This is a genomic window from Rhizobium album (assembly GCF_003122325.1).
Lineage (GTDB): Bacteria > Pseudomonadota > Alphaproteobacteria > Rhizobiales > Rhizobiaceae > Metarhizobium > Metarhizobium album.
Genome location: NZ_QFBC01000004.1, coordinates 359473 through 375565, shown reverse-complemented (window position 1 = coordinate 375565; position 16093 = coordinate 359473). Strand labels below are relative to the sequence as shown.

14 protein-coding genes are annotated in these 16093 nt (G+C 58.6%); 7 read left to right on the top strand and 7 right to left on the bottom strand.

Features of this window, described 5'->3' with window-relative positions:
• Nucleotides 1-43 precede the first annotated feature (43 nt).
• Complete coding sequence (locus DEM27_RS12550; protein WP_128755495.1) at nucleotides 44-1555, top strand: FadR/GntR family transcriptional regulator; 1512 nt, start codon at nucleotides 44-46, stop codon at nucleotides 1553-1555.
• Between the two features lie 72 nt (nucleotides 1556-1627).
• Here DEM27_RS12550 and DEM27_RS12545 read toward each other — a convergent pair whose 3' ends face one another.
• From DEM27_RS12545 to DEM27_RS12525, 5 genes are all read right to left on the bottom strand, one after another.
• Entirely contained in the window at nucleotides 1628-2434 is an 807-nt protein-coding gene (locus DEM27_RS12545) for an enoyl-CoA hydratase/isomerase family protein (RefSeq protein ID WP_109458566.1), read from the bottom strand.
• A 24-nt stretch (nucleotides 2435-2458) separates the two neighbouring features.
• Nucleotides 2459-3526, bottom strand: coding sequence for an acyl-CoA dehydrogenase family protein (locus DEM27_RS12540; protein ID WP_109458565.1), 1068 nt, complete (start codon nucleotides 3524-3526; stop codon nucleotides 2459-2461).
• Nucleotides 3527-3535: 9 nt separating this feature from the next.
• Nucleotides 3536-4717: an acyl-CoA dehydrogenase family protein gene (locus DEM27_RS12535; RefSeq protein WP_165823409.1), complete on the bottom strand. Its 1182-nt coding sequence runs from the start codon at nucleotides 4715-4717 to the stop codon at nucleotides 3536-3538.
• A gap of 109 nt (nucleotides 4718-4826) precedes the next feature.
• Entirely contained in the window at nucleotides 4827-5282 is a 456-nt protein-coding gene (locus tag DEM27_RS12530; RefSeq protein ID WP_165823408.1) for an acyl-CoA thioesterase, read from the bottom strand.
• 7 nt (nucleotides 5283-5289) lie between these two features.
• The gene (locus DEM27_RS12525) at nucleotides 5290-6273 is read right to left on the bottom strand and encodes a quinone oxidoreductase family protein (RefSeq protein WP_109458562.1); all 984 of its coding nucleotides are present in this window, start codon (nucleotides 6271-6273) and stop codon (nucleotides 5290-5292) included.
• A 158-nt stretch (nucleotides 6274-6431) separates the two neighbouring features.
• Between DEM27_RS12525 and DEM27_RS12520 the strand changes: the two genes are divergently transcribed.
• The 5 genes from DEM27_RS12520 (at nucleotide 6432) to DEM27_RS12495 (ending at nucleotide 13502) form a co-directional block, all read left to right on the top strand.
• The gene (locus DEM27_RS12520) at nucleotides 6432-8012 is read left to right on the top strand and encodes a class I adenylate-forming enzyme family protein (RefSeq protein WP_165823407.1); all 1581 of its coding nucleotides are present in this window, start codon (nucleotides 6432-6434) and stop codon (nucleotides 8010-8012) included.
• Between the two features lie 546 nt (nucleotides 8013-8558).
• Complete coding sequence (locus DEM27_RS12515; protein ID WP_109458560.1) at nucleotides 8559-9224, top strand: L,D-transpeptidase; 666 nt, start codon at nucleotides 8559-8561, stop codon at nucleotides 9222-9224.
• The gene (locus DEM27_RS12510) at nucleotides 9221-9775 is read left to right on the top strand and encodes an OmpA family protein (RefSeq protein ID WP_109458559.1); all 555 of its coding nucleotides are present in this window, start codon (nucleotides 9221-9223) and stop codon (nucleotides 9773-9775) included. The genes DEM27_RS12515 and DEM27_RS12510 overlap by 4 nt, the downstream gene beginning before the upstream one ends.
• A 1017-nt stretch (nucleotides 9776-10792) precedes the next feature.
• Nucleotides 10793-12097, top strand: a complete 1305-nt coding sequence (locus tag DEM27_RS12500; protein WP_245445805.1) for a tyrosine-type recombinase/integrase — start codon at nucleotides 10793-10795, stop codon at nucleotides 12095-12097.
• A 142-nt stretch (nucleotides 12098-12239) separates the two neighbouring features.
• Nucleotides 12240-13502 carry an ATP-binding protein gene (locus tag DEM27_RS12495; RefSeq protein WP_165823406.1) on the top strand — a complete coding sequence of 421 codons (1263 nt, stop codon included), beginning with the start codon at nucleotides 12240-12242 and terminating at the stop codon, nucleotides 13500-13502.
• A 50-nt stretch (nucleotides 13503-13552) separates the two neighbouring features.
• Here the strand turns inward: DEM27_RS12495 and DEM27_RS12490 are convergent, their stop codons facing one another.
• Entirely contained in the window at nucleotides 13553-14122 is a 570-nt protein-coding gene (locus DEM27_RS12490) for a recombinase family protein (RefSeq protein WP_205908893.1), read from the bottom strand.
• Nucleotides 14123-14163: 41 nt separating this feature from the next.
• Between DEM27_RS12490 and DEM27_RS12485 the strand changes: the two genes are divergently transcribed.
• Nucleotides 14164-14922 (top strand): DUF6680 family protein, encoded by a 759-nt coding sequence (locus DEM27_RS12485; RefSeq protein ID WP_128755494.1) that lies wholly within the window; start codon nucleotides 14164-14166, stop codon nucleotides 14920-14922.
• 203 nt (nucleotides 14923-15125) lie between these two features.
• Here the strand turns inward: DEM27_RS12485 and DEM27_RS12480 are convergent, their stop codons facing one another.
• Nucleotides 15126-16004, bottom strand: coding sequence for a tyrosine-type recombinase/integrase (locus DEM27_RS12480; protein ID WP_165823405.1), 879 nt, complete (start codon nucleotides 16002-16004; stop codon nucleotides 15126-15128).
• Nucleotides 16005-16093: the final 89 nt, after the last annotated feature.

Genomic DNA, 16093 nt, shown 5'->3' with positions numbered 1-16093 from the left:
TTTCTCCGCAGGGCTGGGCCGGCAGAAACGGGAGGTTAAGATTTTGATCGATACTTTGGAATTGCAGCTGTCGCTGCTGCGCGGGGAGACCCCCAATCCGATCGACGTGCGATCGATCGGCCGACCCGGGCGCCTGCGGCTGAAGATCCAGAAGAAGGCGGCGCTTTCCGATCGCCTGGCCGTCAACATGCTGGCGATGATCGCGACCGGCCGCCTGCGGCCGGGAACGCAGGTGCCGCCGGAACGGCGCATCGCCAATGCCCTGACAGCGAGCCGCGTCTGCGTTCGTTCGGCGCTCAACCGGCTGAAGGCGATCGGTTATCTCGAAGCGGTGCAGGGATCGGGCACGCGTGTCGTTTCGCAAACGGACCGGATCGAGGCGCTGTTGCGCGCCAACCGCGAAAACCTCGACGACCTCTCGGAATTCTGCGATTTTCTCGATGGCATGCTGGTTGAACGTGCGATCGCCAACGGCTCCGACAAGGGCCTCGCCATGCTGGCCGGCAGCGTGCTGCAGAGCGCGCCGGCCGATGGCCAGGGTCACCGCGAGGTGGAATGGCGCGTGCATCTGGCGGAACTGACCGGCAGCCCGGTCTTCCCGCTGCTGATTCAGCACCTGACGCGGGGTCTGCGCACCTATTTCGACGCCATCCACCGCTCGCCGCCAGGGGCAGAGACGCGGCAGGCGCTGGAAGGCATCAACATCAGGCTGGCAAACCAGATCGCCCGGCGAAAGCTGTCCGAGGCAAGGGCGACGCTGGCAGAGCGCAGCCAGTTACTGCGGGCGGTGCTGCATCCCTTGCCATCCGCGCCGGTTCGCAGCCTGGAGGAGGACGAATTGCTGCGTGAGCTTGCCGCGCAGCAACCCGGCAACCTGCGCGACACCATCGCCCGCGAGATCGCCGGCATGATCGCCACCGGCCAGCTTGAGGAGGGTGACCGCCTGCTCAGCGAGCGGCGGCTGGCCGACATGTTCGGCGTCAGCCGGGTTTCCGTCCGTGAGGCGTTGGCGATCCTCAAGCAGAACGGCCTGGTGGCGGCAAACGAGCGGTCGGGCACCCATGCGGTCAGCGACCCGCCGCTCGGCCAGCTGGCGAATGGCCTGACCGATGCCGCCGCCGAAGGTGTGCCGAGCTTCCGCGACATGTGCGCCATCCGCCATTACCTGGAAGTCTGGGCGGCGCGGCGGGCCGCGGTTCGCGCCGGCGAGGCGGATCTTTTGGCCATGCGGCGCATTCTCGCGGAAATGCGCCGCTCGACGCATACGCCGCAACGGCGCATCGACCTCGACCTGAACCTGCATCTGACCATCGCCCGTGCGGCTGGCAGCGCCCTGCATCTGTTCGTCTCCGAAGTGCTGCGAAACGTGGTGATGGGTTACTTCAACTATTCGCTGACCGATCCCAGCATCGGCGGCGGGCGCGATGCGCTGCTGCTCGAACATCACAGCGAGATCGTCAGGGCGATCACGGCCCGCGATGCGCAAGCGGCGGCAGCGGCAATGGACCGCCATGTCGGCACCTTCCGGGACAGCTATGCGAGCGCCGTCGCCTGAGGGCCGAAACGAAAAATGTCCGCGGCGGCAGCGCGCGGACATTCTGCATTGAGCGTTACACGCTGCGCCGTATCAACGGCCGGTGAATTGCGGTTTTCTCTTTTCGCGAAATGCCGTGACGGCTTCCTTATGGTCCTGGGAATAGTTGCTGAGCGCCTCGTAGGCGACGCCGGCGTCGAGCACGGCGTGGACGATGCGTTTCAGTTCCATGTTGGTCACCACCTTCGACCAGCGGATCGCCTTGGTCGCACCCTTGAGCAGGCGGTCCGCAAAGGCGTCGACGGTTGCGTCGAGCTCTTCCGGCGCTACGGCATGGTTGATCAGGCCCATCTCGGCCGCCTTGGTTGCCGGAATGAGATCGCCGGTGAGCAGATATTCCTTGGCGCGGGCGTAGCCGATCATCTGCGGCCAGATCGCCGGACCGCCATCGCCGGCAACAAAACCGATCGAAACATGCGGATCGCCGATCTTGGCGGTGTTCGACGCAAAGATGACGTCGCAGAGCAGTGCCAGGGTGGCGCCGAGGCCGGTGGCGTGGCCGTTGACCTTGGCGATCAGCGGTTTTTCCAATTCCAGCATCGAGAAGGCGATGCGTTTTGCTTCACGCGCCGTCTGCTCGAACATTTCCGGATTTTCGATCGCATCCAGCATCCACGGGATATCGCCGCCGGCGGAAAAGGCACGGCCGGCACCGGTGAAGACGATGACGTCGCTGTGGGGATCGGTCGCCACGTCGTAGAAGACGTTCGCCAGTTCCTCGTGCAGCAGCGTGTCGGCAGAATTGAGCGATTCCGGCCGGTTCATGGTGATGGTGAGCTTGCGGCCCTCGCGCGTGATCAGCAGCTTTTCGTAACGTTCTTCCAGGGGGGGCAGTTTCATGGTGTTCTCCGTGGGGCAGGCGGCTCACATGAGCGTGGCGAGATGATCTTCGGCATTGCCGAAGAGCGCGGCTGTCGTCTGCAGCCGCTTGTAGACGTGGCCGACGAAATATTCCTCGGTCATGGCGATGCCGCCGCAGACCTGGATGCAGCGGCTGGCGGCAGCCAGGCCGTTGCGGCCGAGATAGGCCTTGGCGGCGGAGACGGCCTTGCGGCGTTCGTCGGCCGGGCCATCGAAAGCGGCGGTCATGGCGATGGTGAGCGAACGAAGGTTTTCCCGGTCGCAATAGGCATCGGCCATCAGGTGCTGCACGGCCTGGAAGGCGGAGAGCGGCTGGCCGAACTGTTTTCGTGTCTTCAGGTGGTCGATGGTCGCCGAAAACCCGGCATCCAGGGCGCCGATGCAATCGGCGACAAGACCGGCGGTGCAGAGATCGGTGAGTTCGGCGATCCGCTGCCGGGCTTCCTCGCCGCTGGCCAGCACATTGCCGGCGGGTATGGCGGCGCCGTCGAAGGACAGGATGCCGGCTTTGCGTCCATCCATCAGATGATAGGCTTCACGATGGACGCCGTCGGCCGCATCAACGGCGATGGCAGCGAGCTGTGCCTCCCCTTCCGCGTTTTCGGCGCAGACGAGGAGATGCGTGGCCCGCAGGGCATCCGGCACGAGGCCGCTGCGGCCTGTGACGGTTGCATCCGTGCCATTCTTTGCAAGGCGAAGAGGCGGATGGCGCCGGTCGCCGGTCACCAGCACAAAACGAACCGAGCCGGACGGCACTCGTCCCAGCAGGTCGCCCATGCCGCTTTTGTCGCACAGCGGCGCAAGGCCGGCGGTCAGGGCGACATCGTCGATCAGCCAGTCGGGCAACAGCACTCGACCGCCTTCCTCGACCGCCATCAGGCACTGGGAAAGATCGGCGCCCATTCCGCCCAGCTCTTCCGGCAATCCCATGCCCGGCCAGCCCATGTCGAGATAGGCCGCCTGACCGTTGTGTTTTCCTGTCGGGCTCCACGCCCGCTGCTCTTCGAAGAACCGGCGTGCGCTGTCACGCAGCAGCCGGTCTTCTTCCATCTTTTCTTCTGAACGCCGCATCGGTTCTTCTCACAATCCAAGCGCGGTGCGCGCGATAATGGTCTTCTGGATCTCGTTGGAACCGGCATAGATGGTCACCACCCGCCGGAAGAGATGCCGTTCAGCCCAGGCTGCCGCATCCGAAGGCGCGTTCAACCCGTTTGCCGGTACGGCGATCGCCCGTTCTGCAAAAACATCCATGGCGAGTTCGCTGATCATCTGCTGCAGCCGCGAGCCGATCACCTTGACGATCGAGGTCTCGGGGCCGGGCTCCTTGCCGCCCGTCTGCACGGCGAGGATCCGGAGCACGGTCGCCTCCAGCGCACGCACCTCCATTTCGATGATGGCAAAGCGCCGGCGAAAGGCGGGATTGTCGAGAAGCGGCCGGCCGTCGCCGTCAAGCGTCTCGGCGGCGGATCGTTTCAGCCGCTCGAATTCACGACGGGAGCGATGCACCTGGGCATTGTTGGTACGCTCGTGGTTGAGCAGGAATTTGGCGTAAGTCCAGCCCTTGTTCTCCTCGCCGATCAGCGCATCCTCGGGAACCTCGACATTGTCGAGGAAAACCTCGTTGACGCTGTGGGCGCCATCGATGGTGATGACGGGCGAGATTTTAAGCCCCGGCGCATCCATCGGCACGATGAACAGGGACAGGCCGGCCTGCTGTTTGACCGTGGAATCGGTGCGGGCAAGGCAGATCATCAGGTCGGCGAAGTGGCCTTCGGTGGTCCAGGCCTTCTGGCCGTTGATCACCCATCCCGTCTCCGTCTTCCGTGCCGTCGTGCGCAAGGCCGCCAGGTCGGAACCTGCTTCGGGTTCGGAATATCCCTGGCACCAGAACTCATCCCCGGTAAGGATGCCCGGCAGATAACGGTCCTTCTGCGCCTGCGAACCGAAGGTGTAGAGGGTCGGGCCGACGAGATAGACGCCGAAGACGCTGATCGGCGGCGCATCCGCATTGGCATATTCGGACTCGAACAGGTAGCGCTCCATCGGCGACCAGCCGGGGCCGCCATGCTCCTGCGGCCAATGATGCGCCGACCAGCCCTTCCCGTGCAGGATACGGTTCCAACGCGCCATGTCTTCGCGAGACAGGTGGACCGAGTTGCGGGTCTTTTCCGCCAGGTCGGCCGGCAGCATATCGCGCAGGGCCGAACCGACGCGGTCTCGAAAGGCCTGTTCCTCGGCCGTAAACAATGAATCCATCGTCATCGCGGTTTCCATTCATGGCCGCCCGGTCGGCGGTGCTGTCTGTGTTGGAAATAAGAGCGGCCAGCCTCCGTCGCGGCAAGCCATGCGCTGGCCCCGGCAGGAGACCAATTCAGCCGTCCTTCCGGCCGGCAAAGGCGCCGAGTGCCGCCGCAACTGCCTCACCGACAGGCCTGGGCCGGCCGCTCTTGCCATCGACAAGCACGGTGACGGAAGTCGCCGTCGCCACGCATTCCCCATCGCAGAAGATGCCCTGCACCATGTTCAACGAGCGGTTTCCAAGCGTATGCACGGCGGTGCCGATCTCCGGCGTGCTTCTGAAACGGATCTCGCGATGGAAATCGATGGTGACGCTGGCCAGCACCGGATAGTCGCCGGGCTCCAGGAGCGGCAGCACGACATCGCACAGCAGCGTGTAGCGCCCGTCATCGAACCAGGCGCAAATGACGCTGTTGGTGACATGGTTGTTCGGATCGAGATCGGCATGGCGGATGATCGCCGCATGCCAGAACGGGAAAAACGAGCGCTCGACGAGGCGGGGTTCTGTTGCAAGCGTAGCGCGGGCCATGGTTCGCTCAGCTTTCGAGGATGATGGCGCCGGTCGAGGCGCCGGATTCCAGCAGGCGATGCGCATCGGCGGCCTCGCTCAGCCCGTAACGATGGCCGATGGTGGTGCTGATCCTGCTCGAGGTCACCAGCGCAAACATCTCGTCGGCGGCCTGCTGCAGGTTGGGCGTGGTACGCAGATGGGCAAAGACGCCCGGCACTGCGACGGACAGCGAGCGTTGCGGCCCCAAGGCCGCCAGCTCGATCGATTGCAGCGGGTTGCCGACCTGCCCGAGATTGACCGCAAGCCCGAAGGGCGCAAGACAATCGAGCGAGCGCGCCAGCACGTCGCCGCCCACGCCTTCATAAACCACATCGACACCGCGCCCCTCGGTCAGTCGCCGGGTCTCGGCGGCAAAATCCTGCTGCTTGTAGAGGATGACGTCGGAGCATCCCTGTGCGATTGCCGCATCCACCTTTGCCGGCGATCCAACCGTACCGATGACGCGCGCGCCGAGTGCACACGCCCACTGGCACAGGATCGAGCCGAGCCCGCCGGCCGCCGCATGCACGAGAACGATGTCGCCCTGTTTGAGCGGTCGGACGCGGGTCATCAGCATATGGCCGGTCATGCCTTTCAGCATCAGCGTCGCCGCATCGTCGAAACCGATCGTGTCCGGGATCTTCACCAGCTTTTCGGCAGCGACGATGCGCGCGTCGGCATAAGAACCGACCGGCGGGCCGGCGTAGGCGACGCGATCGCCGGGCCGCAAGGCTATGACATCTTCGCCGACGGCCTCGACTTCACCGGCCGCCTCGACGCCGATGGCGCCGGGAAGGGCCGGAATGGGGAACACGCCTTTGCGGTGATAGACGTCGATGAAATTGATGCCGACGGCCTTCTGCCGCACCAGGACCTCGCCCGGTCCCGGCGGCGGCAGCGTCACCCGGTCGGTTTTCATTTCTTCCGGTCCGCCATAGGCGTGGATGCGGACCTGGTTCGCCTCGTACATGTGCTGCTCCGTTGTCATGCGTCGTGAAGAGCAGCATCGAATTGTCTGCGCCCGCGGGCAAGCCGGTCATTGGTCCGCGCCGGAGACCAAAGACCGGCATGCAAACCAGCGGCAAGTTCCGGCATAATCGGGCAAATTCAACCTCCGACAGTGTGCCCATGACCGAACAGCAACCCGACGTCCTTTCCCTGACGGTGCCGCAGCTTCTGCGCCGCCGCGCCGGCGAAAGCCCTTCGCTTCTCGCCCTTTCCGCCCGCTCGGTCTATGGCTGGCGCGATCGGCTGACCTATGCCCAGCTTGTCGAACGCATGGATGTCATGGCGGCAGGGCTGGCCGCCGAAGGCATGGCGCCGGATGACCGGATCGCCATCTTCCTGGGCAATGACGCCGGCAGGGAATGCATCCTGACCTCGCTCGGTGCCTTGCGGCTCGGCGCCTCGGTCAGCCCGCTGAACGTCCGTTATGCCGATGAAGAACTGCAGCATGCGTTGGTTCTGGTGGAGCCGGCTGCCGTCGTCTGCACCGCCGCCGATGCCGCGCGCATCCGGCGCCTGTTTCCGCCGGCGATGCTGCTGATCGTCGATGGTGACGGCGCGGATATGGAACAGGCCCGACGCTGGCCGGATCCCGCCGCAAGCCTTGCCCTGCCCATGCCGCCCGATCCGCAGGATCCGATGCGCCTGGCCTGCCTTTTGTTCACGTCCGGAACAACGGCGCGCTCCAAAGCGGTGATGCACAACCATCGCACCATGATCGGCGCGGGCCTGAGTTGCAGCACAGCACTCGGCCTGCAGCGTGGCGATCTTTATCAGGGTGGCTGGCCATTCTTCACCAGTTCCGGACTCAACCTTGGATGCATGTCGAGCTGGGTCGCCGGTGGCGGCCTCGTCTTCGAGGAGCCGCTCAGCAATGCCGGCCGGCTGGAACTGATCGGCAAGGAAAAATCGACCTTCTACCACGGCGTGCCTTCGGTCATCCATTTCATGATCGACGAATTTTCGCGCGGCACCTATGACGTTTCTTCGCTGCGGCGGATCGGCTATGGCGGATCGGCCATGCCGCTCGAGGTGGTGGAGCGCATCGACCGCCGCTGGCCGCATGTCCAACAGGTGCAGATCTACGGCATGACCGAAAGCGGGCCGTCCGGTACGGTGCTCGAACCCTCGATGATGCGCAAAAAGGCCGGCTCCATCGGCATCGCCATGCCCTATTGCGGCCTGGAAATCCTCGACGAACAGGGCCAGGAGCTTCCGAGGGGCGAGACCGGCGAAATTTTCCTGACCGGCCCCGGCGTGGCGACCGGATATTTCCGCAATCCGCAAGCGACGGCGGAAGCCTTTATTCGCGGCGGTATCCGCACCGGCGACATCGGCCATCTCGATCCGGACGGCTATCTTTTCTTCACCGACCGCCGCAAGGACGTGATCAATCGCGGCGGCTTGAAGATCGCCTCGATTGCCGTCGAGGAAGTGCTTTACCGCCATCCCGCGATCCGCGAGGCGGCAGTCTTTGCAATTCCCCACAAGGATCTCGGCGAGGATGTCGCCGCTGCCGTGGCGCCGGCGCCGGGCGCGACCCTCGATTTCGACGAAATCGCCGCTTTCTGCCGCGACAAGCTTGCCGACTACGCTCGCCCGCGCCGCTTTATCGTTCTCGACGAGCTGCCGAAAAACCCGATGGGCAAGATCCTCAAGGCCGAGCTGCGTGAACGCTTCAGGAAGAATGAAAGCGGCGTTTGAAAATATGCAGGCCGCAAAACAGAAAACGCCTTCCCTTGGGGTTGGGGAAGGCGTTGGGCAGTTGGACTTGACAGGATGTCCGCCCTCATCATGCACAAAAAACGCAGTTGTTTTATCACCCGTTTGGGTGAGGACATGAAATTATCGATGTCAGGAATCGGAGCGATCCAAAAAAATCGGGTGGGATTTGAGAATTTTCGCCTCGATCCTGTCAATAATAATTTCTTTTCTCTGATCAGATAAATATATAAACATATTGTAGATAATTTTCAGAAATATATATGAGTATTATATATTTATGCTATAATATTTATAAAATATTTCATAAATATTACATAAATATTACATATATTTGAATTATAAAAATTTTGTGTTTGTAAAATAATACGTTAATTAATATGAAATTACGAGAATATTTGTAATTTTCGTGAGAAAAACATTTTCTATCTCTCCGTAGAAGAATCGGCAGCGGAATTTTTCCATTGTTGCCGGTGGAAAATCTGATTTATTGTCGGTCAACTGTTTGGCTTTCGGGGGAAGGTGCCGATGGTGTGGACCCGCAGGGACATGATGCTTGGTAGCCTGGCGTTGATCGGCGCGGAGGCGGCTGGGAAGCCGGCATTCGCTGCGGCATCATCCTATTTCGCCGGTCAGGCCGTCGATAACGGCGTGACCTACCGGGCAACCAATTTCGCCGCGATCGACAAGAAATGGCATCGCCAGGTCGTCAAATACTTCAGTAGCGAGCCGATCGGCACCGTCGTCGTCGATACGAGGCACCATTTTCTCTATCTGATCATGGAGAACAAGACGGCCATCCGCTACGGCGTCGGCGTCGGGCGTGAGGGTTTCAAGTGGTATGGCCGGGCGACCATCGACCAGAAATCGCTCTGGCCTCGCTGGACGCCGCCCGATGACATGCGCAAGCGTCACCCGGAACTGCCGAAATTCGTCGAGGGCGGCTCTCCGAAAAATCCGCTTGGGCCGCGCGCCATGTACCTGCTTCGCGACGGCGTCGATACCGGCTATCGGTTCCATGGCACATTGGAGCCGGGCAGCATCGGCCGGGACGCCTCCAGCGGTTGCATCCGCATGTTCAACGAGGATGCCATCGATCTCTACCAGCGCTGCCCCATCGGCACGGCGGTACAGGTCCTGCCGCATATTGCCGACCAAGCCCCGCAGGTCAGTGACGCAACCCCGGTCGAATGAGGAAACCTACCCTGATGTCTGCACCGACCGGATATGCAAGGCTGCTGTTTTCTATGGCAGCGCTTCTCACTCTCACGGCCTGCACCACCACCGACATTGCTTCGGTGGAAGAGCCTGCTGCGGTGCCGATGACCGGGCAAACCAACGATCCGGCGCCGGGTTTCGAAAGCGTCCTGCCGGGCAGCAAGGAAGATTTCATCCTGAACGTCGGACGCCGGACCTATTTCAACGAGGATTCGGCAAGCCTCGATTCCGTCGCCAGGGCCACCTTGGACAAGCAGGCAGCCTGGCTTGTGAGCAATCCACGCTGGCTGGTGAAACTGCAGGGGTTCGCCGACGATTCCGGCAGCGCATCGTCAATGGTGAAACTGTCGCAAAAGCGCGCCGATGCGGCAATGGCCTATCTCGCCTCGAAGGGCGTGGCGTCCAGCCGCATGTGGGCCAAGGGCTACGGCAACGACCGCGAGGTTCGCGATTGCACCGATCGCTCCTGCAAGGTGCAGAATCGCCGCGTGGTCACCAATCTGCGCACGGAGCGTGACACCCCTTGAATTGCCACGGACAGGATGCAGTCGACAGAGGCTGATCGCCACGACGCCGGTCAGCGCTCGCTTGCGCCAATATATTGATTTCAAAAAGGAAAATGGTGCTGTAATGAACTGTATCCGATGGCTCGCCGTCTGTTGACCGAGGCCATCGACAAGGACGGCTGCCCAATTGTTCAAGTGCAACTGAACGACGGCCGGCTGGCCATCGTGGATGGAGACCATTTTCATCGCTTGATGGACCTCGGTCTTTCGCCCAACTGGTTCACGCATAGAAGCGGCCATGGGGGCAACTATGTTCGGGCTCACATTTCCGCGAAGACTGACCGGGATAATGTCGTGATGGTCTTGCGGTTGATCGTGAGGCCTGCCGTCCGTGGCGTGGTAGTGCGCCATCGATGGAGGCGCGATATCCTGCACCCGTGGTCGGCTCACTTTGCCAACCACGCGGAGTATGCCCGAGCATCGATATCGGCACCGTCGCGTGGGCTTGGAGCTGTGCGATCAGTTCCACCAAGAAAGCGGTCACCGGCTTTCCAGCCTCTTTAACAGCATACCCATCCGCGCCCTCCGCGCACGGAAACAACGGGCACTGCAAGTTCGCTATATCTAACGTTTTGTTTTCGTCGCCATAGCGCGCGCAGAGCCAAGCGCGTACCGTTGAGCGGGCCGTGCCAGAGGCGCGGGGGAGTTCACGGCGGGACTAACATTCCGACAACCGCAATGATGTGCGACACAGAACATCAGTGGATTCTAAAAATTGGTCAGAGGATTTCGGCGTCTTCGCCGTAGCCGTTTGATTTCTCTATAATATTCAAGAAGACAAACGGATTGGTGGAGCTAAGCGGGGAGTAACCGGCCATCCAAATTCTCCATTGAAATTCAATATTGTTGCGGTATATCAATGTCATGGTGGTACGTCAATGGGGTACGTACTGGGGTACGCGGGGCGCGTTTATGGCAAGATCGACAGCACGAAACACGCAATATCTGGAGGAGCATCGGGGCAAGTGGAGGGTCACGATGTCCGTTCCGAAAGAGCTTCAAAGCCGCCTCGGGACACGACTGAAACACCCACTCAATACGGACAGCCTCACGGTAGCAAACCAGCTCAAATGGCCAATTGTGAACGAGATGCGAGCGCGTATTGCGGAAGCGGCGGCGGCAGGTGGGGGCGCCGATCTCCGTTCCGTTGCGGAAGAGTTTCGGCGTCAACTGCGCAGGGCAGACAACGATCTTGAAGTGGAGGCGATCAGTACGGGAATATCCGTGGCTATCGATACCGTCCTTGGTAAGCCCACGAGCGTTGATATCGACCCTGTAACCGGTGAAGAAGAGCCCGCGTTTGACCCCGCTAAGGTGCGGCAAGCCAGGCAATTCGCGAAGATCGTCGCGGGCAGGGCGACACCTATCGACCACTTCCACAGCCAGTATATGGCGCAACTGACCGTCAAGCCGCGCACCAGGGGCGACGATGAGCGGGCGATAAAACTGCTGAAACGCTGGTGCGAGGAGAACGAGGTCGAACCTTTCCTGCAATCGTTTCCGTCCAAGAAGGCCGCTGTTCGCTTTGTCGATGATCTGCAGGGGCTGGAGCCTTCTTTGTCACCGGTTACGTTGAACAAGTACATCAATCGGCTTTCTCGCTACTGGCAATGGCTGGAAAAGCGCGAGGAGGTGACCATGGATGTTTGGCGTGGGCTTGCACTCATGCCTCCACCAGTCGCTCACGATGAAAAAGAGCGACCTTTTACCCAAGAAGAGATGGTTAAGCTGCTGACTGGTGAGACCACGCAAGCGATGCACGACCTAATGCGGATTGCGGCCCTAACAGGTTGCCGCCTCGACCCTATCGTGTGCCTGCGGGTGAAGGATTGCAGAGACGAGGGGGTCTTTGTTTTCAAGCCGCAAAAGAAGGAAAAGGTCGAACGCTTGTGCCCAATCCACTCAGACCTAAAAGAAATCGTGGAGCGACGGACAAAGGGCAAAGCTCCCGATGATCCATTCTTCCCCGAGTGGCCGGGACCGAAGAACGCAGACACGAAACGAGAACGGTCATTCAAGACATCAAACCAGTTTACAGCATACGCTCGCTCCATTGGTGTTCGGGAGGAGCGTGATGGGCGTAGACGTTCGCTCATCAACTTCCATTCATTCCGCCGCTGGTTCGTTACGGCGGCAGAAAGGGCTGGACAGCCAGAAAGCCTAATCGCGGTTGTGGTCGGTCACAAGCGGCAAGGCATGACGCTGGGCGTGTATTCAGCGGGGCCGGTTATTGAGCAAGCGCGGGCATGTGTGGAGGCGGTGCGGTTGCCTGCCGCAAGATGAGCTTTAGGTTGCGGTCCATAGTTTGGTTTTGCCGGCCAGCTATCCACACCCTCTTCGAACAAAGCATTGCTATGCCGATGCGTTTAGCGCGAAAATGGTGCCACTTAACGTTGATCTGATTCGACAGCGGAGCTGGTGCCTTATGTCTTTTCCAAATGTATCGGAAGAAATGTTCCGGCAAATTATGTCAGAAAATTTTACCCCATCGGCAACAATCAAAACGCCGGAAAGATTATTCGGACGAGATGCGGCACTAAAAACAATTGACAGGACCTTCAGCTCACAGGGAAGGCAAATCTTTATTTTTGGAGATCGCGGTGTCGGTAAGACGTCGGTTGCGCAAACGGCAGCATTCCTTCAAAATTCATCTAAGTACTCACCAATATACGTCGTTTGCAACCAGGGAAGTACCTTCGGAAGTGTTGTAAAGGCGATTGGAGATTCTTTAACTGATATCCGGAAACGTATTGAGCAAGGTGGCACTTCATCGGCGTATGGGGCGAACTTGTTGGGGGTAGGCGGGTCGTTGAAAAAGGGGGAAGCCCCGCGCGCGACGATCAATGAACCGAGTACTATAAATGAAGCACTTGATATTATTCGATATGTTCAAAGTGTACGAGCCGACAAGCAGGTCGTTATTATAGATGAAATGGAGAGAATAACCGATGTTCGAGAGAAAGAGAAATTTGCAGAGTTAATTAAAAATATTCCAGAAGTTGGAGATGGAATAAGGTTCATTTTTTGCGGAATAGCTTCTACTCTAAATGAATTGATAGGTGCGCATCCATCGGCGGGACGTGTACTGGAAACAATAAATTTACCCAAGCTGCATCACAATTATTTATGGGATATAATAAATCATACCGCAGAGAAGATTGGAATAGCAATAGATCGCGAACTTCTTGTTAGGGTTGGACAGATTAGCGATGGGTTCCCTCATTATGTGCATCTGATAGGGGAATCCATGTTTTGGAGTGCTTTTGACGATGCCTCTCCTGCCGAGTCTCTGCAGTCGAAGCACTACAAGGATGGCATCGAAGGAGCAATCAGTCGCGCGGAGGCCACATTAAAACTTCAATACGAGCGCGCTACGATGAAAACGAAAAACACAGAAGACTACGAAGAAGCGCTTTGGTCCTTGGCTGACACCACCTCCGAGCGAAGGCAGCTGACGGAGATTTACGAGGCGTCTTACAAACGGATAATGAGTGCACGAAGAGGGCGACAAATTCTCACGAGAGAAAAGTTCAATCAGAGAATGCTTGCCCTAAGAAAGGATGGGCACGGTTCTGTCATTATCGGATATGGTTCTGGGTGGTTTGGATTTCGAGAAAACATTATTCGTGGCTATGTCCGGCTAAGGGCCGAAAGACAGAATGTGGCACTGGGTAGAGATGTCCGATAGACACTGTCAGCTTGTTTATTCTAAAGCAAATAGACACTCCGCCTCACACCCTAAGGTGCAATAGCTGCATCATCCAGCATCGCTTCTGCCTTCATACGGTAGACCGTGGAACGCGCCACGTTAAACCGCTTGGCCACTGCCATCGGCTTATCACCGGCTGCGATGGCGGCCCTGATAGCATCGCCATCGACCGTCACCGGACGCCCTTTGTAGCGACCCTCGTCCTTTGCCTTGGCGATGCCGTCAAGCTGGCGCTCTTTCCGCAAGTCCGTTTCGAACTCGGCAATGGCCCCGAGCATATTGAACATGAGCCGCCCCATGGAGGTGGACGTGTCGATTTTCTGTTCTGTCACGATAAGATCAACGCCCTTCGCCTGTAGCTCTTGGGCAATGGCGTGCAGGTCAGGGACAGAGCGGGCCAGCCTGTCGAGTCGCGTTATGACTAGAGCATCGCCCTTGCGGGCATAACGAATGGCTTCAGCCAGCTTCGGGCGCCCGTCCCGGCTGGTGCCGCTGGCCTTGTCGATGAAGACCTGTTCCGCTCCATTGCGGGTGAGTATGTCCACCTGTGCTGTTTCGTTCTGGCCGGTGGAGGAGACGCGGGCGTAGCCGATTTTCATGGGAATGACTGTCCGAAAAGGTTTAAGATGAAATCGGAATAATGTTCGATAATTCAAATGTCAATCCATATCGGACGATTTTGAGCCTGTTTTGGCTGTCCGCTGTCCGTATACCTTTTGAGACAGAGCAAATTGCTTCAGTTGCAGTCTTGCTTTGCATTTCAACTATCACCAGTCTTAAGAAAACTGAGGGGGACACGTTAGCAATGGATTGGTCAAACATTGATTGGGCTGTAGTGGCAGCAACGTTTATCGGGCCGATTTTCGCGGTTGTTATTACGCTGTGGTATCAAGAGCGGTCTTCGAGAATGCGATCTAGACAGGAATTGTTCGTCGCTATGATGAGGACGCGGCGACATCCAACCAATGCGGACTTTGTTGGCGCCCTTAATCTTTTGCCGGTACACTTTTATGCTGACAAGTCTGTAATGGAGCGGTACGTCGAGCTGATTGCAGTTTTTGACGACCTAGCATGGTTCACCCCTCAGGCAAGGCCGAGACTAAACGAACAGGCAGACTTGCGTGTCGCGTACCTGCTGTCAGCTATGTCTAAAGCTGTGGGACGACCAGTGGAGCAGCTTCAAATTCTTAGGGGCGCTTACGCACCTCAGGGTTGGCAGGACGAGGAGCAGGCTTTGAAAAGCCTCCGGGCGGCATTGTCGGAAATCGCGAGCGGCGTTCGTCCCCTTCGAGTTTGGGTGGATCAACTACACCAATCTGCGCCATCCCTCGTTAAATCGGAGCAAATCCAAGAAGACACATCAAATACGGTATCTGAACCCGCAAAGGATGTAGTGTAGGCGCGTGGCGATTCACCTCTTTGAATGTCGCGAGACTTGCCCACCCCCATAGGGGGGGGAATGCCTATAGCCTTTGATTTGATTTTGGCGGCTCGTAAATTTTCGGCAAAAAATGCTTCGGGTTCCAACTCAATCAATCCAAATTGGATCGTTGGCCAACCCCCAGGACATGGCCGATTCCACGGCAAGCGCGATGACAACATTCAGGATAGGTCGTATGAATCAAGCAAGATGTCCTCAGTTTTTTTGGGGCTTCTACGTCCACTAGCATTACTTGAGATGATGCCCACTCTGTGCTCGTTCAGAAGCTCAATCGCTTCCACCAAAACGTCATCGTCAAGGTGCACATATTTTAACGTCGTCTCAATGCGCAGATGACCTGCTAATTTTTGAATAACCGCGAGGTTCACATTCGCCTTTACCAGCCGCGTGCAGAACGTATGACGCATCGCATGGGGCACAAACTCTGGGTCTCTAGCGTATCCCAACGCTTGTCGCATTCTTTGCCACGAACCGAATAGCTGGTCTTTCGAGACCGGAAAAAGTCGGCCTGGGTTGTCAAGTGAGAGCCGTTCCAAAACCTCACGAGCGCGGGGCGTGAGCGGAACAACTCGTGTGTTGCCCGCCTTTGTGCCCCAGTCGTCTTGTGTTCGCGCGCCCCAAACTGTCACCCGCCCCTCGTTTACATTTCGAGCTTTGAGATTCAGCACCTCGCTTTGGCGAAGCCCTGTATCAAGCGAGACCACAATGTAGTCCCATAGCAGATCGCAGAGATGCGCCCTGCACCATCGTAGCATCCGCGCTTCCTCAGCGCTTGTGAACCAACGAAGACGGCCTTCAGTCGGTTTGTAAAAGGGCATAGTTGGAAGCCGCTTAAGCCATTGCTGTTCAACCGCATACTTCAGGCAGAACCGGAGTGGGGAGACCTTCTTATTTATCGTGCAGGGTGGATACTCGGCCTGCTTGAGTTGGGCGATGGCCACATTGATTGTATGCGAAGTGATAGAAGGCAGCTTTGTACGCGGACCGATCAACCTGACAATATGGTCGAGATTCACTTTTGCCGTTTTGTAGCTCTTCATCCCCTTCCAATGGAAATTAAGCATGTACGCCGCTAACTCTCCAACGTCTGCCGGGCGGTAACGCGGGCCTAGTGACTTACGCTTGGCAT